Genomic DNA, 21,130 nt, shown 5'->3' on the forward strand with positions numbered 1-21,130 from the left:
TATGCTGATGCAGGGTGCCGTCGAAATAGAAAGCCAAAACGACCATGAAAAACCGTAGCAAGCCGCTCTCGGGGAAACACACCGCCGACGCTCCAGCGGTCGACGCATTCACCCGGAGCGCGCTTGCATCGGATCTGACGTGGCTGCCGGATATGACGGCTGTTGGAAAGCCACCGCTTACCGCTGAAGCCTATGTAGAGGCCTATCTCGCAGATCCCGGCGAATGGCATTGGTCGACGCTTTTGCTGCATGATCCGAGCGAGATCGTCTTGAAGCGGGTGCTCGCCATCATCGATCGAGCCCAATTGCCCAGCCACGAAAAAGCGCTCGGCCAATTGGGCGCCGGCCCGCTCGAAGACATGATGTCGGAGGAGTTGCTGGCTCGTCTGCAACATTGGCTGCCCTTCACACCGGCCATGCGCCATGCGCTCAGTCAGGTTCGAATGGCTGTCGAATCTCCTGTCTTGCAACAGCGACTGAAGGCGATGCTCTTGCGCTAGTGTCTCCGCGAGCGGCGGGCATGGATCCGAGGCTCGAGGCCTGGGATGACGGAGGGCAGGGGCGCGTTTCCGCCAAATTGCCGGCGACAGGCTGAGAGATCGGCCTTAGTTCGAGAGATAGCTTTGAAGGAATGTGCGAACGCTGCGGATGGACTTTGCGGCGGCCTCCGGATTGTATTTTTCGATGTGACCCAACACCTTCCTTCCCACCTTGAACTCTGGGGCATCGAAATCGTGGTAAGTACCCTTGTAGACATTGAGCTCGATCGGGGGGCTATCGTCACTCAGATTGGCAAGCCTCTTCCGGCATCGGTCGGCCGGGCTCCAATTGTCTCGTTCGCCAGTCAAGATCAGGATCGGCACCGTCGCATCGCCCTGAGCTGCCGCGCAACGGGGATAGTAGGCAACCGCTGCCTGGAATTTGTGGTCCATCAACTGTTCGTTGCCTTCGATTTTTGTTCCCTCCAGCGTCGCCGTGCCGCCCGTCGAAAAGCCCATCAAGGCAACGCGCCTGATATCGACGAAGCTTTGTTTCGACAAGAAACTCAAAGCGCCATAGGCGTCGAAGACGCGATCGGGGAGGTGGCCTTGACACGTGTCCTTGATATTGCGGGTGGTGAAGCTATCGACGACGAGCACGACGTAGCCCCATGAGATCAGTCGTTTCGGCCAAAGCTCCTTGACGCTCAAACGCATGCCCTCGCATCCATGCAGGACGACGACCGCCGGGAAGGGGCCATCACCCCGGGGGCGGGATAGATATCCGAGCAGTGGTGTGCCTTGCGGTTGAGAAAGAGTTTCTCCCTGTTCCCTAGCCTTGCTTATTCGAAACGGGCTGAGCTTGACGGGCGCGCTTTCGAAGTGAACCAATTCCTCGGCGTCAGCCGGGTTTTCAGCGAACGTGGCGCTGAGAAAAGCGACGAGGCAAAGAAAAAGTCTCGTGGTTTTCACCGAACTTCTCCACCGTTTGATCAACAGGCTGCTCATTGTACGCCGGAGCTGAAGGCTCGCAAAGCGGTGAGGGGTTTTACCGCCGATTGGCTCCGGTTGGGTCGATTTCCAACAGCAGCATGATCTGCGCTCAAAAGTGCTTGATCACCCCCTGGCACATCCGTTATCACTGCCGTAAATCCAAGCTGCGAGATTTGAATTCAGAGGTGATGTCGGGTGGGAATGCGTTTTTGGCAGACTTGCCGCCGGCGCATGAAATAATCCGCGACCCACGTTTAGCCGTTGATCACCCCCCGGCAAATCAGTTAAGACTACCGTAAATCCAAGCTGCGAAATTTGAATCCAGAAGGTGACGTCGATCAAGGCGCCGCCGCCCTTCGATTGGTGTGTCTATCACCGTCCGGCCAGCTTCCCCAGATCATCATTGATCCCCTATCCTCTTCCGCCTGACCTCCCATCTTCGATCACATCGGGATCGGGGCCGGGTAGCGCGCGCCTCTTCCAAGGAGAACTATAATGGACCCTTCGATTGCTCCGGCCTCGCGGGCCGCAGTGGTGACGCCGAATGACAGCGCCATCGTCGGTGCGCGCGCGCTTTATATCGGCACGGCTGGCGATGTTGCCATTGCGCCGCGCCGGGATATGGATCCGGTCATCTTCAGAAACGTGCCGGCCGGGACCATCCTACCGGTTCACGCCGCCATCGTGGCACTGACCGGGACCACAGCCTCCAACATTATCGCGCTGTTCTAGAGCTCCCAAAGGCGGGCCATATGGGCAGACCGATCAAGTTCACCCAGGCGATTGCCGACAGGATTTGCGAGCGCATCGCCGACAGGGAAAGTCTGCGGTCGATCTGCCGGGATGAAGAGATGCCGGCCATGTCGAGTGTGCTCTCCTGGCTCGCCGATGAGAACAAGGCAGCGTTTCGAGCCAAATACGCCCTGGCGCGTGAGATTCAGGCCGACGGCTTTGTCGACGAGATGGTCGAGATTGCCGATGACCGCGCAGACGACTGGATCGAAAAGAAGAATGCGAGCGGCGAGACCACCGGCTGGCAGGAGAATGGCGAGGCCATAAGGCGTTCGCAGCTCCGCATCGCCACCCGCCAATGGGTCGCCGAGAAGCTGAAGCCGAAGAAATACGGTTCCAAGGTCGAGCCCGACCGTGGCGTTGTCGCGAGCGAAGTTTCGCAACTTCTGGAAGATATCAATGGCAAGACGCGCGGACTTCCAAACGGCGGTTGACCAGTTTTCCGACTGGCGCTGGCGTCTGAACAACCTCTATTGGATCACCGACAAATCGGGCAGACGCGTCAGGTTCGAGATGAACTGGACGCAGATGACCTTTTTCGAAGAGATGCATTACCTCAATGTGCTGCTCAAGGCCCGCCAGCTGGGTCTGACGACCTTCATTCAGATCTTCATGCTCGATGCCTGTGTCTTCAACAGGGATATCCGCGCCGGCACGATCGCCCATACGCTGGGCGACGTGCAGACGATCTTCAGGGACAAGATCAAGTACCCTTATGACAATCTGCCCGACGGTATCCGCAACGCCGTGCCTGTCGTCAGGGCCAACCAGACCGAACTGCTGCTTGGCAACAATTCGAGCATCCGTGTCGGAACATCGCTGCGCTCGGGTACGCTGCAATATCTGCACATCTCCGAATATGGGAAGCTTTGCGCGAAGTATCCGCAGAAGGCGAGGGAAGTCCGCACCGGTGCTTTGAATACGGTGCAGGCCGGCCAGCTGGTCTTCGTCGAAAGCACGGCGGAGGGCCAGGAAGGGCATTTCTACACGCTTTGCGAAGATGGCCAGGTCAAGCAGCGCCAGGCGCTAGAGCTGACCGAACTGGACTTCAAGTTCCATTTCTTCCCCTGGTGGAAAGAGCCGCAATATGCGATCGCGCCCGAAGGCGTCATCATCACCGACGCTTTTGCAAAGTATTTCGGCAAGCTGGCCGACCAGGGCATTACGCTGACGGACCGGCAGAAGGCCTGGTATGTCAAGAAGGCCGAAACCCAGCTCGGCGACATGAAGCGCGAATACCCCTCGACGCCGGCCGAAGCTTTTGAGGCGAGCGTCGAGGGCGCCTATTATGCCGACCAGATGGCGGTGGCCGATGCTGAAGAGCGGATCGGGGTCTTCCCGCAGGTCGAAGGTTATCCCGTCCACACCATTTCCGACATCGGCATGGACGATACCAACAGCGTCTGGCTGTTTCAGGTGCTGCCCGGCAGGGTCAGGATGATCTGCTATTTCGAGCATACCGGCACCGGCATGGACGGCATGCTCGACGAGCTGGAGCGGCGCGGCGCCGAGCATGGCTATGTCTACGGCGTCCACAACATGCCGCATGACATCAAGGTCAGGGAATGGACGCGCGGCGGCATGACCCGCATCGAAGTCATGCTGAGAGAGGTCAGGGCCCGCGGCCTCGGCACGGTCCGCAAGATCGAGCGCGCCTATGTCCATGACCGGATCAACGGCACCAGGCGCATTTTGGCGAAGATCGAGTTCGATCAGGCCGGCTGCATCCAGGGCATCAAGTGCCTCAGGAACTACCGCAAGGATTGGGACGAGGATCTGAGCGTCTTCCGCGACGAGCCGCTCCACAACTGGGCTTCGCACGGTGCGGACGCTTTCGGCGGCCTCGCCATCATCTTCACCGGCTTGGCGCCCGAACCGCTGAAGCCGGAACCCAAGCGACTGCCGACGTTACAGACGACGACGTTCAACGACTTCGTCGCAGCAACCCCTGCATATAGGGAGCGTGTTTGATGGAAGACGAAACAACGGCTTTGGAGGGCGGGCAGCAATGGGATCTGGCAAAGGTCGGCGCCCGGTGGCAGCAGGAGCTCGAGCGCGCCCAGCGCTATTTCCGCTCCTGGCATGACCGCTGCGTCAAGATCGAGAAGATCTATCTCGACCAGCAGTCGGACCAGACGAATGCGGCCAAGCGCCGGTTTCCGATGCTTTGGGCCAACACCTCGGTGCTGCAGCCGGCCGTCTACGCCCGTGTGCCGCAGCCCGTCGTCGAGCGCCGCTTCAAGGATGCGCAGCCGGTGGCGCGCATGGCCTCCGAGCTCGTCGAACGCAATCTCGCCTATATGGGCGATGAAGCCGATATTGATTCCATCATGCGGGCGGTGCGCGACGATTTCCTGCTCTGCGCCCGCGGCACGGTGTGGCTGCGCTACGAGGCCGATTTCGAGCCGCTCGACATGGGCGTCCAGCCTTCCGACCCACCGGCCAATGGTGCCTTACCCGAGGGTTTGCTCGGCGGCTTGCGCAGTGGTCTCCCGGGCGGCATGGGCGAGGATGGCGGAGCGCCGCCCGAGGCGATCAGCGACGAGCGTGTCTGCATCGATTATGTGCACTGGTCCGATTTCCTGCATTCGCCGGCGCGGCGCTGGAAGGATGTGACATGGGTGGCGCGGTGCGTGCCGATGACCGACGAGGAGATGGAGAAGCGCTTCGGCCCTGACGCTGTGACATCGCTCCAGGCGCAAGCTGCGGGCAGCAACAAGGGCACCAACCAGACAGAGCGCGCCGAGAACGAAGGCAAGACCCATGTCTGGGAGATCTGGTGCAAGAGCGAAAACTATACCGTCTGGATCGCCGACGGCGCCCCCGTGGCGCTCGAAGTGTCGGAGCCGCCGCTCGATCTGACGCACTTCTGGCCGTGCCCGCGCCCGGCCTATGGCACGATGTCGACCAGCTCGCTGATCCCGGTTCCCGACTATGTCTATTATCAGCAGCAATGCGACGAGATCGATCTCTTGACGAAGCGCGTCAACAAGCTGACCGATCAGCTGCGCCTGAAAGTGTTCTATCCCTCCGGCGACGGCGCGATCTCGCCGGCGATCGAGAAAGCGATGCGGCCGGAAAACGACACGGTGATGGTGCCGATCCCGGAATGGGCTGCCTTCACCGACAAGGGCGGCTCGAAAGCCATCGTGACGCTGCCGATCGACGAGGTGCAGAAGGTCATCATCGCCTGCATCCAGGCCCGCAAGCAGCTGATCGAGGACGTCTATCAGATCACCGGCATATCGGACATCGTCCGCGGCGACACCCAGGCGTCCGAGACGGCGACGGCGCAGCGCATCAAGAGCCAGTGGGGCTCGATCCGCATCCGCGACCGCCAGGCCGAGCTTGCCCGCTTCGCCCGCGACATCATTCGCCTTGCCGGCGAAATCATCTGCGACCAGTTCCAGCCGGAAACGCTGATGCTGGTGAGCGGCATCAAGCTGCCGACCATGGCCGAGAAGCAGCAGGTTCAGCTCCAGATGCAGCAAATGCATATGGCGGCGCAGCAGGCCGCAGCGCGCGCAGAGCAGATGGGTCAACCCGCACCGCCGCCGCCGCAGATGCCGCCGCAGCTTGAGCAGATGATGCAGCAGCCGACGATCGACGAGGTCGTGCAGCTGCTGCGCAACGACAGCATTCGCGGCTTCCAGATCGATATCGAAACGGATTCGACCATCGAGCCCGACGAGGACGCCGAAAAGCAGCGCCGCATGGAATTCGTGCAGATGATCGGCGGTTTCCTGCAGCAGGCTGGCGCCATGGCGCAGCAGAACCCGATGCTGGTGCCTGTCATGGTCGAGACGCTGCTCTTTGCCGCTCGCGGCTTCAGGGCCGGACGCCAGCTCGAAAGTACGCTGGAGCAGGTTGGCGCCCAGCTCTCCGAGGCCGCCACAGCCCCGAAGCAACCGCCGGAGCCGCCGGCCGAGCAGATGATCAAGCTGAAAACGGCTGAGGTGAAGGCCGGTGCGGAACAGCGCAAAGCCGAGCTTGGCCTGGCGCAAGCCGAGATCGAGCATCGCGCCGTGCTGGAACAGGCGCGCGGCGAGGCGGCAGCGCAGGCGCTGCAGCAGTTCCAGGCGCAGCAGGCCGCCTATCAGTGAACGGAGTGAAAGATGAGAGAACGCTATTGCCGCGTCTGCGGCGGCTGGCACCCGCTCGACAAGTGGCCGCACAACTGCATGCCGGTGAAGAACCTGGCGCAATCCGATCTGCCCGCGCCGCATTTCGTCAGCGACAGCATCGATATCCAGTCGATGCATGACGGCAGGCATTACACCTCGAAAGCCAAGCTGCGCTCCGCCTACCGATCGGCCGGCGTGGTCGAGATCGGCAACGAAAAGCCGCAGCCGATCGAGAAGCCGAAGACGGATCGCAACGAGATCCGCAAGGAGCTGCAGCGGGTTTACGCAGAATACAACGCCTAGAACCAACCTCTCCAACCTTTTGTTTTTACGGGCATCAATCCCCGACAAAGGAAGTTTCCGACATGGACATGGAAGACCTGAACGAGGCCGGCAACGGCAGCGAAGATTTTGGCGCGTTCGACGACAAGCCCCTGAATGACAGGCCGGTCAGCATCCGCGACAGCCTGAAGGCGGCAATCGACACCGTCGAAGGCAGCGGACCGGGCGATATCGCCGGCCAGCCGCGCGACGGCGAAAACGGCCGTTTCCTGGCCAAGGGGCAGGAGCAAGCCGCAACGGCGAGGGCAGGGCAGGCGCCCGCGGCAAACGCCGCTCAACATCCGCCTCAAGCACAGGCCGAGATGCAGACCCGTGAACAGCCCGCAACCATCGGCAGCCGGGTTCCGCCCGGCTGGTCGGCGGAGGCCAAGGCGCAATTCGCAAGCCTTCCCGGTGAAGTACAGGCGGCGATTACCAAGCGGGAGCAGGAGGTCGATAACGGCTTCCGCGTTCTGCAGGATTACAAGGGGCTCGAGGAGTTCACGCCGCTCATCCGCCAGGCCGGCATGACCCATGCCGATGTCATGCGCCGGGCGATCGACTGGGAAAAGGCGCTGATCCACGATCCCGTCAATACCGTCGTTCACGTTGCCAGGATGGCCGGGGTCAATCTTCATGCCCTGGTCAATGGCCAGACGGATCACGTCCTGCAGCGGAGTTCGCAACAGGCCGGACCACAGCCCGGACTACAGCAAGGAGGACCGCAGCCGCGACACGTCAACGTCGAGGCGACGGTCGAACATGTTTTACGGAAAAGGGACACCGAAACTCAAGTCGATGCCTTCCTTTCCGATCCGGCAAATGCGCACGCCGATGACGTGCTTGATGACATGATCGCCCTTATCAATGCAGGGCGGGCATCGTCGCTTCAGGACGCCTACGACGCCGCATGCTGGATGCGCCCGGACATTCGCCGGCAGTTGATCAGCCAGACTGTGCAGGCACCCGTCCGAGAACAGCAAGCCCAGAGGGCAGCAGCGGCAGATCAAGCCCGCCGCGCCTCGCGATCCATCTCTGGATCTTCCGCGCCGGGCCCGACCCGCGATGCGGCAAGAGGCCAGCCCACCTCAATCCGAGACTCGCTGCGCGACGCCATGCGTTTTTCGCGCGGTCAAGTCTGATCAAAGGAATGATCAATGCCCATCTCGCCCAACCTTTCTGAAATCGTCACCACGACGCTGCGCAACCGCAGCGGCACGGTCGCCGACGACGTGACGAAGAACAACGGTCTTCTCACCCGTCTGAACAGCCGCGGCCGCAAGAAGCCCATCTCCGGCGGCCGCACCATCGTTCAGGAACTGCAGTACCAGGAAAACAGCACCTTCAAGCGCTATTCCGGCTACGACATTTTGAACGTTCAGCCCTCCGACGTGATCACCGCCGCCGAATACGACCTCAAGCAGGCCGCGGTCGCCGTCTCCATGTCCGGTCTCGAACAGCTACAGAATTCCGGCGAGGATGCGATCCTCGATCTGCTCGAGCAGCGCATCGAAAACGCCGAAACGACGCTGAAGAACAATATCGCGCTCGACTGCTATTCCGATGGCACGGCCGATGGCGGGCGTCAGATCGGCGGGCTGCAGCTGTTGATCTCGACCTCTCCGACATCAGGCACCGTCGGCGGCATCTCGCGCGCCACCTGGGGTTTCTGGCGCAACCAGAAATTCTCGGCCTCGGCCGATGGCGGTGCCGCCGCCTCGAATGCCAACATCCAGAGCTACATGAACCGGCTCTATATGTCCTGCGTTCGCGGCTCCGACGCGCCTGATCTCGTCGTCGCCGACAACAACTTCTTCCGCCTCTACTGGGAATCGCTGCAGGCAATCCAGCGCATCACCTCGGCGGACAAGGGCATGGCCGGCTTCCAGTCGCTGCAATACATGGGCGCCGACGTGATCTTCGACGGCGGCTTCGGCGGCGGTGCGCCGCTCAACCAGATGTTCTTCCTGAACACCAAGTACCTGTTCTACCGCCCGCACCGCGACCGCGACATGGCGCCGATCGGCGACGAGCGCATGAACACCAACCAGGACGCCTTCGGGCAGCTCATGGGCTTCGCCGGCAACCTCACCATGAACAACGCCTTCCTGCAGGGCGTGCTGTTCGCCTGATCGTCAACGAAAGGAAAAGCAAATGTCGATCGCTTCAATCCAGTCCGATCGTCTTGGCGCGAACCCGTTCGTCGTCGAAGGCCCGATCGTTCCCGGCTCCGGTGTTCCGGGTCCGAACTTCTCCCTCGGCACTGTTGCCGGCGGGGACCGCGAATCCGAATGGGTCTATTGCCAGCTGGTGCTGGCCTCGCAGACGACCCTTCAGCCCGGCCAGTGGTTTCAGTGGACCCGGGATTATGTCGCCTCGCTGCTGACCACGGCAGCCGCCGTCGTCGGCCAGCGCTGCGGCGTCTTTTCCGGTGCTGCCCAGCCTCCGACGCTGACCGGCGGCCCGGTCGGTTCCATCACGCTTGCACCCGGCACCTATTACATCTGGCTACAGCGCAACGGCCAGGCGCCGTCCCAGGTGGCAACCGCAACGGCGGCCTTGGTCGTTGCCGAAACCACGGCCACGGCAGGCCAGGCGAGCGCCCCGGCATCCGCCACGGCAACCACCAAGGCCATCGCCAACGTCAACTTCGCGGCGGCCAACCAGACGTTCACGGCAACCACGGTCAACGGCTCCAACCTGCTGACGAGCCTTTCCGGCCTCAACGCCGGTTCCGGCCCGTTCATCGGTGCGGCTGTCTCGGGCACCGGCATCGCCGGCGGAACGACGATCTCGGGCATCACCTACAGCCCGAGCGGCGTCGTCCAGAGCATCGCCCTCTCGGCCAACGCCACCGCCAATGGCACCGGCATTACGGTCACGGCGACCGGCGTGCTCGAGGCGACGCTGATGCGTCCGTTCCTGTCGAAGGTGAATTAAGCCACGTCAACCAACGGGCGCTGCGGCGCCCGTTCCTCATTTCCCCGCCATCAACAGCGAGACACGCACCATGCCCGACAACAGCACCGGAATTTATGCCTCCTTCAGCCTCGAACCGGTCGAGCAGACTTTTCTGACGGAGAAGGAAGGCCGGCCGATCTTCGCTGACAAGGAATTCGTCCGCATCTTCATCTCCGGCGATAAACACACCGAAGTCTATCGCGAGGTGACCGAGAACGACAAACAGCGCTTTTCCGATGCCTACAAGCGTTTCAAGGAAGGGGCTGCCGCCCGCGAGCAGCTGACCGGCACGCCGCTTTCGCAATGGCCCTATCTGAAGCCCAGCCAGATCAAGGAGCTGGAGGCGGTCAATATCTATACCGTCGAGCAGCTCGCTGCCCTTTCCGATACCGTCAAGCAGAAGGTGGGCATGGGCGCCAACGAGCTCGTCGCGGCTGCCCGCGCCTATCTGGCCACCGCTGAAAACTCGAGTGCCGCCTCGGCCTTTGCCGCCGAAAACGAGCGGCTGAAGGACGAGGTGACGCGGCTGCAGGAGCAGATGAAGGAGATGGCCTTGCGCTTCGAGGCGCTGGAAAGCGAACGTCAAACCGGGACCAAGTCCCGCGGCCACGTTGCCGCCTGAACCGGAGATCCGCGCATGTCGCTACTGACCATCATTCAGAATGTCTGCGCGGAAATCGATCTCGATCCGCCGACGGCCGTCATGTCCTCGGCGGATCCGCAGATCATGCAGCTGCGCATCCTCTCCACCCGCGCCGGCCGCGACCTTATGCGCGAGCACGACTGGTCGACGCTGATGGTGCAGCGGCAATTCGCAACGACGGACGCCAATCCGGAGCCGGCCGAGCCGCCCGCCGACTGGGACCGCTTCGCCGCCAATTCGAAGATCTGGAATGCCTCGCGCCTCTGGCAGCTCAACGGCCCTGTGGAGCCGCAGACCTGGCAGCGCCACACCATCATCAATTCGAACCCGGTGCCGCAGATCTGGCGCATGGCTGGCGGTAAGCTCGATATCCATCCGAACGCTGCCGGCGAGACGATGGCTTATGAGTATATTTCCGGCTTCTGGGTGGCGCTGAATGGCGAGGCGACCTATGCCGCCAATTGGGCGAACGATACCGATACCGCCCGTTTCCCCGAAGACCTTCTCGAACTTTCGCTGATCTGGCGCTGGAAGCGGGCCAAGGGTCTCGACTATGGCGAGGAGATCGCCAGTTTCGAGCGATCCAAGGAAGCCACGATCGGCGCCGATCGGGCGGCAGCGCCCGTTGACCTCTCGCTGCCGGCGAGGGGGCAGGCGCCTGAAAATTACTGGCCCGGCACGATCACGGTGTGCAACCCATGACCCGCAGACCTGTCCCTCAAAACGGGCGCACCCGCCGCGTTTCGCCCGGCAAAGACTGGATCGCGCCGATCGGCGGCTGGCGAACCGATGTCGAGATGGCCGATATGCCTGAAGATGCGGCGTTTCAGCTCGACAATTTCTTTCCCGAGGCAAACCGGGTGCGCGCCCGCTATGGATTCCTCGCTTTCGCCACCGGCCTTGGCGCCGACGTGCAGACGGTCATTCCCTATTCCGGCGTCGGCAACAGGCTGTTTGCCGCGGCGGGCGACAAGATCTTCGACGTGACGGCGGGCGGCGCCGTCGGTGCGCCCGTCGTCTCCGGCATGGCAAGCGCCCATTGGTCGGTGCAGCAATATACCAACCCGGCCGGCCAGGAGTTTCTGCGCCTCGTCAACGGCCTCGACACACCGCTGCTCTTCAACGGCACCGCCTGGACGAATAATTTTCTGGTCGGCACGGCAACGCTCGCCACCCAGAACGTCGCCGTCAGGAACACGGTCTATACGCTGAGCTTCTTCGGCACCGGCTCCGTCACTCTTTCCGGCGCCTTCGCCGGCACGCTTGATGGAACGGGCGTCGCCAACCGGGTGTCGCTGACCTTCACGCCGGCGGCCGGCACTCTTGTTGTCACCGTCTCTGGAACGGTCACCAATGCGCAGCTGGAGACGGGCGCGGTCGCGACCTCTTACGTTCCCTCGACGATGATATCGGGCATTCCGGACGCCTCGCTGCTGATCGCCGTCACCGCCTATCGCTCGCGTCTCTGGTTCATCGAGAAGAATTCGACCAATGTCTGGTATCTCGCCACCGATGCCGTCAGCGGCACGGCGACGGTGCTGCCGGTCGGCGGCAACATGAAATATGGCGGCACGCTGATTGCGATCAACGTCTGGACCATTCCCGTTTCGACAGGCCTGCAGCAGTGCCTGGTGCTGATCTCCTCGGAAGGCGAGGTGATCGTCTTCCAGGGCTCCGATCCCTCGAGTGCTGCCAATTGGGGCCTGATCGGCACCTTCAAGCTCGGCCGGCCGCTCGGCACCGATCGATGCCTGTTGTCGGTCGGCGCCGATCTTGCGATCATGACGACTGATGGCATCGTGCCGATCACCAAGGCCGTGCAGCTCGACCGCGGCGCCACCAGCCTCGGGGCGATTACCGCCAGGATCGGCCCGACCTGGCGCGAGACCGTTGCGGCGACCGGCACGACCTCTGAGGAGTGGCAGCTTTCGAGCTTCCCGGCGCGGCAGATGGCGATCGTCAATCTGCCGTCCTCCTTCGGCCCCTATCAATATGTGATGAACACAGAAACCGGGGCCTGGTGCCGCTTCGTCGGCATGCCCGCCTCCTGCTGGACGACATGGCAGGACCGGCTGTTTTTCGGGGCGGGCGACGGCACGGTTTATGAGGCCGAAGTCGGCGCCAACGACAATGGCGTGGCGATCGATGCGCTGATGGTCGGCGCATGGAGCCGCTATGGCGACGGCCTCTCGACCAAGCTTTCGAAGCTGATCGGGGTGACGGCGCAGATCGGGGTTTCCACGCTGATGTATGCCGGGATCTCGGTGGACTACCAGACCAAGATTCCGACAGCACTTCTGTCGTCGATCGAGAACAATACGGCGGCGAAATGGGGAACGGCGGTCTGGGGTGTTTCGAAATTCCCCGGCATTTCGCTCGTCCGCAAATTCGCCTCCGCCGGCGGTGCGGGGTCGGCCTTGGCGCCGACGATCCGGGCGCTGATCTCGGGCTCGTCCGGCTCCGTCTCGGAAGCGGCCGTGGTCGGCGGCTCCGTGCTTTACGAAAAGGGCGCGCCGATTTGATCGTCTGCGAACCGCGCGAGGAGATCGCAGCTTGGGTCGGCAACAGGATCGGCGTGAGCTTCCATCCGCCTTACACCACGCTTGCCCATATCGACCGCGGCCGGATCATCGCCGGCTTCGTCTTCAACGTCTGGACCGAGCATGACGTCGAGGTTTCGCTTGCCGCCGACCGGCTGACGCTGACGCTGATGCGATCGGTCTTTGGCTACGTCGTGCATCAGCTCGGCTGCCGCCGCGCAACCGCAAGGACCCGCACCGACAATGCCGAATCCCAGAAGGTTCTGGCAAGACTCGGCGCCCGCCTGGAAGGCCGCCAGCAGGCCTATTTCGGCGACTGCGACGCGCTGCTTTACGCAATCATGAAAGAGGATTTTCCCTATGGTCTCCACGCCGAAGGCCCCAAAGGCGCCTGATCCGACACAGACCGCAGCGGCGCAGACGGCCACCAACGTCGACACCGCCATCGCCAATGCGGGCCTCAGCCACACCAATCAGTACACGCCGGATGGCTCGCTGGAATACAAGGTCAGCGGCTACCAGACGATGACCGACCAGAACGGCAAGACCTATCGGCTGCCGACCTATTCGGCCTATCAGACCTATTCGCCCGAGAACCAGGCGATCTACGACCAGACGCAGCAGACGCAGCTTGGCCTTGCCAGGCTCGCCAACGACCAGACCGGCAAGATTTCGGGCATCCTCGGCACCAATGTCGATCTCAGCGCCGGCAATGTCGACAAATATGTCAACGATCACTGGCAGTCCGGCTTCAACAACCAGTGGGACCGCGATCGGGCGAGCCTCGACCAGAGCCTTGCCGACAAGGGCATCTCGATGGGCTCGGCCGCCTATGACAACGCGCTGCGCGATTTTTCGACGCGCAAGCAGGCCGCATCCGACCAGTATCTCGGCGACATGTATTCGAATGCCCAGAATTCGATCCTGACCGAGCGAAACCAGCCGCTGAACGAAATCTCGGCACTGATGTCGGGCTCGCAGGTCCACCAGCCGAGCTATGTCAACACACCGACGACGCAACTGCCGACTGTGGATCAGGCTGGGCTGATCAATGAGAACTACAATCAGCAGATGGGCCAGTACAATCAGCAGCTGGCCAAGTCGAATGCGGCGATGGGCGGTCTGTTCGGACTCGGCTCGTCGCTGCTTGGCGGCTGGGCTATGGGATCTGACCGACGGCTGAAGGAGGACATCAGGCGCGTCGGCACGCTTGATAACGGCTTGCCGGTTTATGCCTTCCGATACAAGAAGGGCGGCCCCACCCAGATTGGTCTCATGTCCGACGATGTGCGCGAGGTTCACCCGGAATCGGTGTTCGAAGATGCCGATGGGTTTGATCGCGTCGATTATGAAAAAGCGGTGGTGTAATGGGCTTCTTATTCGGCGGCGATACCCGCAAGACGCAGGGCGACCTTAGCGACCAGCGCAAGCGGCTGGCTTACGCCATGCTGCAGCAGGGCACTGATACGAGCCCAATCCAGTCCCCGTGGGAAGGGGTCGCGCGGCTTGCCGAAGGCGGGCTCGGCGGTTTGGCGATCCGCCAGCAGCGGCAGGAGCAGCAGGCGGATGGCGCCGCAGGGACCGCCGCTCCGGCGGCTGCGCTTTCGACCCCCGCGCCAGCCTCTCCCGGCTTCCTGTCGTTGCTCTTCGGCAGCGGCCCGGTGCGCCGGATCGGCGGCTGAAGCAAAGCATCAGGCGCGTCGGCCCGCTGAACAACGGTCTGCCGGCAGACGCCTTCAGGCGCAAGGACGGCGGCCCGACCAATATCGGCCTGATATCCGACGATATGCGCAAGATTCATCCGAACGCGGTGTTCGAACAGACGGTTTCGACGGCGTCGATTACGAAAGGGCAGTGGGCTCATGTCATTAAAGTCATTCATATCAGGCGGCGATACCGGCAAGACGCAGGGCGAGATCAGCGACCGGCGGAAGCAGCTGGCCTACGCCATGCAGCAACAGGGCATGGAGTCGGGTCCCGTACAATCCCCCTGGCAAGGGGCTGCGCGTCTTGTCCAGGCACTCATGGGTGGACTGGCGATCCGTCGGCAGGAGCAGCAGGCAAGCGGCGACGGTAGCGCGGCGCCAGCTGGCGAGCCAGGCGACTTTCCCTTCGCTCCGCTGCCTGACAACGGGCCCGTTCCGCCGCAAAGACCCAATCTCGACCCGCTGATGACGACGGACGATCGCGGCGGACAGCCCATGGGCCCGGCCGCGCAGCCGGGCGCCGGTCTCTTTGCCCCGCTGCCCGACAACCGACCCATTCCGACGCCGAGGCCCTATCGCGACCCGATGGTCACGACGGATTATCGCCGGGAACAGCCTATGGCGGCCGATCAGCCAGGCGACGATCCCTTCGCTCCGCTGCCTGACAGCGGACCCATTCCGACACCGAGACCGGCGTACCGCGCGCCCGCGGCATCAGCCGCCCAGCCCGTCGACGGCAATGTCTATGACGGCTTCATGCATACGGTGAAGACCAAGGTCTCGAATCCCTATGGGCTCGCCGCCATCGCCTCGACGGGGCAGGCGGAAAGCAGCTTCTCGCCGAAGAGAGCCAACAGCTCCTGGTCCGACCCGAGCCAGAGCGGGCAGCAAGGCACCTCCGGCGGCATCATGTCGTGGCGCGATACCCGCCTGCAAAAGCTCTATAACTTTGCTGCCACCAGAGGTGAAAAGCCGGGCGCGATCAGCCCGCAGACGCAGGCCGAGTTCTTCCTGCAGGAGGACCCCCGGCTGATCGCCAGGCTGAACGCCGCAACCTCGGTCGAGGAAGCGCAGCGTCTCATGAATAATGCCTGGCGATTTGCCGGCTACGACAAGCCCGGCGGCGAGGCGGCCCGCAGGACCGAGCAAGCAAATAGTCTCCTGCCGCAGTTTCTGACCGAAGGCGCTGCCGATCCCTTCGCGCCGCCTGCCAACCCGCCCGTTCCGACCCCGAGGCCCTATCGCGATCCACTGGTGACGACCGACTATCGCCGCGGCCAGCCGATGGCGGCCGACCAGCCGGACGACGATGCCTTTGCTCCGCTGCCTGACAATGGACCCATGCCTTCGCTGAGACCCGGCTATCTCGACCCAGAGATGACAACCGACGAACGCCGCCAACAACCCGCGGCGCCGGCTGCTGGCGGCGGGGCTGCCGGATCCGCAAACGACGGTGCAGAGCTTCAAACCATTCTGTCCGATCCCGTTCGTCGCGCCGAGTTGCCGGCCGGCATGCGCAACAACAATCCCACCAATCTCAAGTACGTCGGCCAGCAAAAGCCAGGGATCATCGGCCCTTCCGAGAACACCGACCAGGGCGATCCACAAGTCGTCTATGCCACGCCGGAAGCGGGCATGGAGCACAATTTCTGGCAGGTCATGAGGAAATATCGAAAAGGCATGCTGACGCCGAACCAGATCATCGCTGGAAAGGGGGGATGGACGCCCGACTCCTTTACGGCGGCCGCCAACATTGCGCGATCGATGGGCATCGGCCCTGACGACGATATTCGCCTGACTGACCCGGTGATGGCAAAGAAATTCCTTCGCGCCCTCATTACTCAGGAGCAGGGAACATCGGGCGATCTTTACCCGGATAGCATGATTGAAGCGGCGATCGCGGCACAGCCCAAGGCGGCCGCGCATGCCGTCCGTTCGCTGCCGGCCAACGTGCCCATTCCCACCCCGAGACCGGATCTTGACCCGCGGGGTGCAAAGGACGATCGCCGCGGACAGAACGGGCCGCCGGCCGACTTTGGCAAATCGGCCGCGCTCGTACGTGCGCTACTTGCTCGGCAGCAAAATGGCCTCTGGTAGGAACGCATCTAAACAATCCTAAGATTTTGCAGCACACATCAATGGCCTCGCGATGCGCGGGGCCTTTTTTTCGGAGAAGGTGAATGCCCAGAAACCCCTGGACCGGCGCCGCTCGTAGCCGGAAACCATGTCTGTGTCGTCGACCGTACTCTTATCCTCGGCTACCGGTTGCCTCTTCCAAACTGAAGGGCAAAGTTGTAGATGCCTCTTATGATCAAGAAGCTCCTTAAAGCGGTTCTACCGAAATCTGCAATTGTCGCCGCCTACCAGTGGCATACGCGGGAACGGCGATATAGATCTTGGGCCCACGCGGCAGCGGCCAGCGCAGAGTACGGGTCGCGGGATCTCACGGCTTTCAGGGTGGCGCGCTCGCGGCAAATCGTCGGCCACGAGGATTCCTACGCAAAGCCGCCAGAAGAACTACTCCAGACCTTCGACATGCCCTCTGGCCGGTTCGTTGATTTCGGCGGTTCAGCCGGGGAGATGTGCGCCGTCCTGCAACGGCGGTTCCCTTCGTGGTCGTTCGCCGTCGTCGAGACCAAGGCAATGTCGGATGCATCGAGGGCGCTGCGCCCATCGATATCCTATTCTGATCAACTGCCCGATGGATACGATGTCTTCTATAGCAGCGGAACGCTTCAATATCTGGCCGATCCTGAACGGCTATGGAGTGATGCTCTCGGCAGGACGGGACGGTACGCTTATCTGGCGCGGAATTGTTTCTCCAATCGGAAGGCATTCAGTGTCCAGTCATCCAGGCTCTTTGACAACGGCGCTGGGCCGATTCCTGAAGGCTTCGAGGACGTCAATATCCGCTACCCGCATCAGACCATTTCAGAGGCATCGTTGACCGCGATAGCTGGTCGAATGGGCTTCGATCTTATCGCCCGGTTCGACGGCCGCAATAGCGGCGTCACCGGCAGCAAAACGGATGCCTACGGAGCCGACCTTTTATTTAAGAGGCGATAGCCCGACGTAGGTCAAAAAGAACGCGGAAAACGGGTGCACTTTTTCGAAGCCACCGTTTCCCCCGCTGCACGATCTCAACAGCGAACTGGTTCGAATGCCCGCCTTTGAAGAGACGGGTGCGTTGCCATGTCCGCGATCTTGAGGTGGCCGATCGAGGCTGTCGATCTCTGCAGTGCTCATTCGGTGCGAATACAGTCGCCTAGCACCCGCCTTCGTAAGACACCACCAATGGCCCCGCATGCGCGGGGCCTTTTTCTTTGGAGACGATCAATGCCCAGGAACCCCTCAACCGGCGTCTATTCAAAGCCTGCCGGTACGACACCCTCTGTCGGCCAGGTCATCGACCCGGTACCATGGAATGCGCTGACGACCGACCTCGGTAACGAAATCACCAACTCTCTGCCGCGCGACGGCTCGGCGCCGATGGTCGCACCCCTCAAGGCCGCAGGCGGAACTGTGTCCGCCCCGGGCATCGGCTTTGCCTCGACCCCGCAGACCGGCCTCTATCTGAAGGGCGGCGGCCTGCTTGGCTTCACGCAAAACGGCGTCGACGTCGCGTTCGATAAGGGCATGGTCTATGTGGCCAAATCAGGCGATTACACAGCGCTCGCGTCCGACGACAATGCGGTTCATCGCTTCACCGCGGCAGCCACACTTACCCTGACCGCAGCGGCAACGCTCGGTGCAAACTGGCACTATGCGGTCATTGCCGATGGCGGCGATGTGACCATCGATCCCAACGGGTCGGAGACGATCGACGGGGCGGCATCGCTCGTCGTTCCGAACGGCTATTCGGCATTCATCATCTGCAGCGGATCGGCGTTCTTCACCGACAGGATGGCGTCAACGCTCAAGACAGTAGCGGCGTCCGCACCCGCTGGGCACATTTACGGGCTGACTCTTTCCAACAATGCCGGCGATCCAACAAACTCGATCGATATCGCAGCCGGCGCGGCAGCAAGCGATGGTACAACCCCAGTTCTCATGAGCCTTGCAAGTACGTTGATCAAGGTCGGAAACGTCGAGTGGGCCGTGGGCTCCGGCAATGGCTGGCTTGATACCGTGGCAATCGCGGATGGATGGTACTATCCCTATATCATCGCTCGGTCGGACACAGGTGTTGTCGACTCGCTTCTTTCCGCAAGTGCAACGTCCCCCACTATGCCTGGAAGTTATGACAGAAAGCGCCGTATTGGAGCTCTCCTGCGGGTATCCGGGGCATGGGTGAGTTTCGTCCAAGATGGGGATTTCTTCGCATACAAAGTGCCGACGACTGACGTAAGTACGATTGCCACATCCGCCGCCTTGAGAACGTTGAAAGTGCCCCCAGCATTCCCGGTAATGGCTCGCATAGTGGCTCAAATAGCCAACACTGGCGGAGCAATCGCGAATATCAACCATTGGGATCCAACATTGGGGACGAGCTTACCGTCTGCGGCAACCGGGTTTGGCCAAAACTTCGTCAACAACCCTGTGTCGCAGGCATTCTCACGAGAAATGGATATTCGGACCAATTCTGCCGGTCAAATCTACAATGTCGCCTCTTCCACCTCATTCAACTTCTACACCATTTCGACCCAAGCGTATTTCGACACGCGCGGTCGCTTTAATTGAGGTCTGTGTCGGGGTGGCTCCACAGGCAGCCTCTGGATATGGATTGGTGGCTTCTTCCACTTCCCATGCGGAAGGATTTCGTAGTAGAGCTCCCGCATGAAGATCGACAAGGCATCATATCGAAACAGAGGCGGACTAATCCAGCGGATCACTACCGCCTATAAGCGCTTCCGCTACTTCACAGCGGCCGGTAACGATCTCGTGGTAAAGCGCAGCGCAGAGTTCCGCATGGTGAAGCACGCTGTCCTCAAAGTCGGCTCTGGCGTCACAATACAGGACGAAGCGTTCTTTCAACTGACAATGCCGGAGCCCAAGGTCTTCATCGGCAACAATACGGTGATCGGCCGACGCAATGTCATCACCGCGAAAAACCGTATCTCCATAGGCAACGATGTGCTTATCGGCTCGGATGTCCAGATCATCGATCACAGCCATGGCATGAGACGAGACGTACCAATCAGGCTTCAGAAGGCTGAAATCGGCTTTGTGGAAATTGGCGATGATGTCTGGATTGGCGCGGGTGCCAAAATATTGATGAACGTTACGATAGGAGCGGGAGCCGTGATCGGAGCAAACTCAGTCGTTACGATCGATATTCCCGACTATGCAATCGCCGTTGGCTCGCCAGCGAAAGTGGTTAAATACCGTATGTAACACATATGATTGTACGTCCGTAGTGTTGGGGCAGTGCTGCTTCAAGCATTTCTTAGGCGGCTTCTTCGCAGTAGCATAACACCTTCTGGGGCCAAGAGTTCAGCGGCGCCTTGGTTTGTCGCTGCGCTACAATCTGCGACGGCGGAGCTTATCTTACGGTGCTCCGGCCACCATGTGCGATGCGGCCGCAGGCATCGCGGTCCTCAGTACCTTTGAGGGGCTACGCACCGTCGCCTATCGCGACCCGATCGCTCTCTTCCAAGCGACGTCTGGCCGCTAACTGCTCCATTGTCTCTTTGGCACGGCGCGCGGCGACGTGACACGGCTTCTCGATCCATCGATAGAAGGGATAGACGAGCGCCAGTGATAGGGCGCAAACGACAATCGGCGGTGTCACAAACCGTTCAACAGCCGCCGCCGCGATGACGTGGATAAGGTAGATCGAAAAGCAAGCGGCGCCGATCTTTTCCAGAGCCTTGACAGGGCCTCGATCTGTCGCGGTTCTGATCTCTGCCAGTATCCAACATCCCGCCAGCACCGCGAAGGGCACCATAGTCAGGTAAAAGCCGGCAGACGTGTTCATCGTCGCCCAATAAAGTGTGGAAGCACTTACGGCAGTCGCGACACGCCAAGCCCAAACATTGCCTGGAAGTTTCAGGCGGTCGAGATTTTCAGCGAGATAGCAGCCAAGAAGCCACGCCGGTAGCCCGACAACCCAATTGAGTTGCGGCCCGTATTTCATAGCGTTCCCATATTGGTCCGAGCCGAGGCCAATTGCTACGCCATAGGAGGCAATGACCGAAACGGCGATAAGAACCGGCCATCCGATCCGGCGCGATATCGGTAAGATCAGCGGGTACAGGCAGTAGTAGACGGCTTCGCAGACGACGGACCATAGAATGTAGCCGTCTATCGGATTGTAGGCCCTCATGCCCATCGCTTGAGCCAGGATGAAGGCGGCGGCCGCAGGCGGTACGATCCGAATGAAGCGGCCGGAGAGGAATGGCGCAACCTGCGGACTACGGAACCGATACGGGTAGTGAATGCAGAAGCCGGAAACAACGAAAAAGGCGATCACGGCAGGGTGGCCGGTGAAAATGTACTTCGCAACCCCAGGCAACGACGGCCCAAGAAGATGTGCGAATACGACGGAAAGGGCTGCAATCGCCCTAACGGTGTCCAGCCCCAAAACTCTCTGCTGATCGGATGTCATTCCCCACCTTATCCGCCTGGCGAC

General features: G+C 61.4%; 21 protein-coding genes and 1 pseudogene. 20 read left to right on the forward strand and 2 right to left on the reverse strand.

All coding sequences use genetic code 11. From position 1 onward, the window contains the following. The first annotated feature begins 44 nt into the window (after positions 1-44). Positions 45-500 (forward strand): hypothetical protein, encoded by a 456-nt coding sequence (locus RWK44_RS31785; protein ID WP_221985093.1) that lies wholly within the window; start codon positions 45-47, stop codon positions 498-500. A 105-nt stretch (positions 501-605) separates the two neighbouring features. On the opposite strand, the gene RWK44_RS31790 is transcribed toward RWK44_RS31785, so the two are convergent. After that, positions 606-1,487 (reverse strand): dienelactone hydrolase family protein, encoded by an 882-nt coding sequence (locus RWK44_RS31790; protein ID WP_221985838.1) that lies wholly within the window; start codon positions 1,485-1,487, stop codon positions 606-608. A gap of 480 nt (positions 1,488-1,967) precedes the next feature. Here RWK44_RS31790 and RWK44_RS31795 point away from each other — a divergent pair, with 480 nt between their 5' ends. From RWK44_RS31795 to RWK44_RS31885, 19 genes and pseudogenes are all read left to right on the forward strand, one after another. Continuing rightward, positions 1,968-2,204: a spike base protein, RCAP_Rcc01079 family gene (locus RWK44_RS31795; protein WP_025393657.1), complete on the forward strand. Its 237-nt coding sequence runs from the start codon at positions 1,968-1,970 to the stop codon at positions 2,202-2,204. Between the two features lie 20 nt (positions 2,205-2,224). Continuing rightward, positions 2,225-2,698 (forward strand): terminase small subunit protein, encoded by a 474-nt coding sequence (locus RWK44_RS31800; RefSeq protein ID WP_168255229.1) that lies wholly within the window; start codon positions 2,225-2,227, stop codon positions 2,696-2,698. Continuing rightward, positions 2,664-4,235: a terminase gene (locus RWK44_RS31805; protein WP_316029941.1), complete on the forward strand. Its 1,572-nt coding sequence runs from the start codon at positions 2,664-2,666 to the stop codon at positions 4,233-4,235. The genes RWK44_RS31800 and RWK44_RS31805 overlap by 35 nt, the downstream gene beginning before the upstream one ends. Continuing rightward, positions 4,235-6,367: a hypothetical protein gene (locus tag RWK44_RS31810; protein ID WP_316029942.1), complete on the forward strand. Its 2,133-nt coding sequence runs from the start codon at positions 4,235-4,237 to the stop codon at positions 6,365-6,367. The genes RWK44_RS31805 and RWK44_RS31810 overlap by 1 nt, the downstream gene beginning before the upstream one ends. Before the next feature lie 12 nt (positions 6,368-6,379). Next, complete coding sequence (locus RWK44_RS31815) at positions 6,380-6,691, forward strand: hypothetical protein (protein WP_025393661.1); 312 nt, start codon at positions 6,380-6,382, stop codon at positions 6,689-6,691. Positions 6,692-6,753: 62 nt separating this feature from the next. Beyond that, complete coding sequence (locus RWK44_RS31820; RefSeq protein WP_316029943.1) at positions 6,754-7,851, forward strand: hypothetical protein; 1,098 nt, start codon at positions 6,754-6,756, stop codon at positions 7,849-7,851. Positions 7,852-7,866: 15 nt separating this feature from the next. Beyond that, the gene (locus RWK44_RS31825; protein ID WP_316029944.1) at positions 7,867-8,841 is read left to right on the forward strand and encodes a phage major capsid protein; all 975 of its coding nucleotides are present in this window, start codon (positions 7,867-7,869) and stop codon (positions 8,839-8,841) included. A 22-nt stretch (positions 8,842-8,863) separates the two neighbouring features. Continuing rightward, positions 8,864-9,649, forward strand: coding sequence for a hypothetical protein (locus tag RWK44_RS31830; RefSeq protein WP_168255219.1), 786 nt, complete (start codon positions 8,864-8,866; stop codon positions 9,647-9,649). A gap of 70 nt (positions 9,650-9,719) precedes the next feature. Continuing rightward, positions 9,720-10,292: a hypothetical protein gene (locus RWK44_RS31835; protein ID WP_222060261.1), complete on the forward strand. Its 573-nt coding sequence runs from the start codon at positions 9,720-9,722 to the stop codon at positions 10,290-10,292. Positions 10,293-10,307: 15 nt separating this feature from the next. Next, the gene (locus RWK44_RS31840; protein ID WP_168287693.1) at positions 10,308-11,015 is read left to right on the forward strand and encodes a phage adaptor protein; all 708 of its coding nucleotides are present in this window, start codon (positions 10,308-10,310) and stop codon (positions 11,013-11,015) included. Continuing rightward, positions 11,012-12,835, forward strand: coding sequence for a hypothetical protein (locus RWK44_RS31845; RefSeq protein ID WP_316029945.1), 1,824 nt, complete (start codon positions 11,012-11,014; stop codon positions 12,833-12,835). The genes RWK44_RS31840 and RWK44_RS31845 overlap by 4 nt, the downstream gene beginning before the upstream one ends. Further along, a complete protein-coding gene (locus RWK44_RS31850; RefSeq protein WP_025393667.1) occupies positions 12,832-13,248 on the forward strand; it encodes a GNAT family N-acetyltransferase in 417 nt (138 codons plus the stop codon). Before RWK44_RS31845 ends, RWK44_RS31850 begins: the two co-directional genes overlap by 4 nt. Next, positions 13,214-14,221 (forward strand): tail fiber domain-containing protein, encoded by a 1,008-nt coding sequence (locus tag RWK44_RS31855; protein ID WP_025393668.1) that lies wholly within the window; start codon positions 13,214-13,216, stop codon positions 14,219-14,221. The genes RWK44_RS31850 and RWK44_RS31855 overlap by 35 nt, the downstream gene beginning before the upstream one ends. Further along, positions 14,221-14,535, forward strand: coding sequence for a hypothetical protein (locus tag RWK44_RS31860; RefSeq protein WP_025393669.1), 315 nt, complete (start codon positions 14,221-14,223; stop codon positions 14,533-14,535). The genes RWK44_RS31855 and RWK44_RS31860 overlap by 1 nt, the downstream gene beginning before the upstream one ends. Then, positions 14,523-14,725 (forward strand): annotated as a pseudogene (locus RWK44_RS31865) (tail fiber domain-containing protein); the annotation flags it as partial. The gene RWK44_RS31860 and the pseudogene RWK44_RS31865, both read left to right, overlap by 13 nt. Then, positions 14,716-16,656, forward strand: a complete 1,941-nt coding sequence (locus RWK44_RS31870) for a phage tail tip lysozyme (RefSeq protein ID WP_316029946.1) — start codon at positions 14,716-14,718, stop codon at positions 16,654-16,656. The pseudogene RWK44_RS31865 and the gene RWK44_RS31870, both read left to right, overlap by 10 nt. Positions 16,657-16,866: 210 nt before the next feature. After that, a complete protein-coding gene (locus RWK44_RS31875) occupies positions 16,867-17,625 on the forward strand; it encodes a hypothetical protein (RefSeq protein WP_316029947.1) in 759 nt (252 codons plus the stop codon). Between the two features lie 270 nt (positions 17,626-17,895). Further along, positions 17,896-19,239, forward strand: a complete 1,344-nt coding sequence (locus RWK44_RS31880) for a hypothetical protein (protein WP_316029948.1) — start codon at positions 17,896-17,898, stop codon at positions 19,237-19,239. 96 nt (positions 19,240-19,335) lie between these two features. Then, a complete protein-coding gene (locus RWK44_RS31885; protein ID WP_131666511.1) occupies positions 19,336-19,893 on the forward strand; it encodes an acyltransferase in 558 nt (185 codons plus the stop codon). Positions 19,894-20,113: 220 nt separating this feature from the next. Here RWK44_RS31885 and RWK44_RS31890 read toward each other — a convergent pair whose 3' ends face one another. Next, on the reverse strand, positions 20,114-21,106 hold the full coding sequence (locus RWK44_RS31890) for an acyltransferase family protein (protein ID WP_316029949.1): 993 nt from the start codon (positions 21,104-21,106) through the stop codon (positions 20,114-20,116). Positions 21,107-21,130 lie beyond the last annotated feature (24 nt).

Origin of the sequence: Rhizobium sp. 25PS6, from assembly GCF_032464655.1 — a bacterium.
Lineage (GTDB): Bacteria > Pseudomonadota > Alphaproteobacteria > Rhizobiales > Rhizobiaceae > Rhizobium > Rhizobium laguerreae.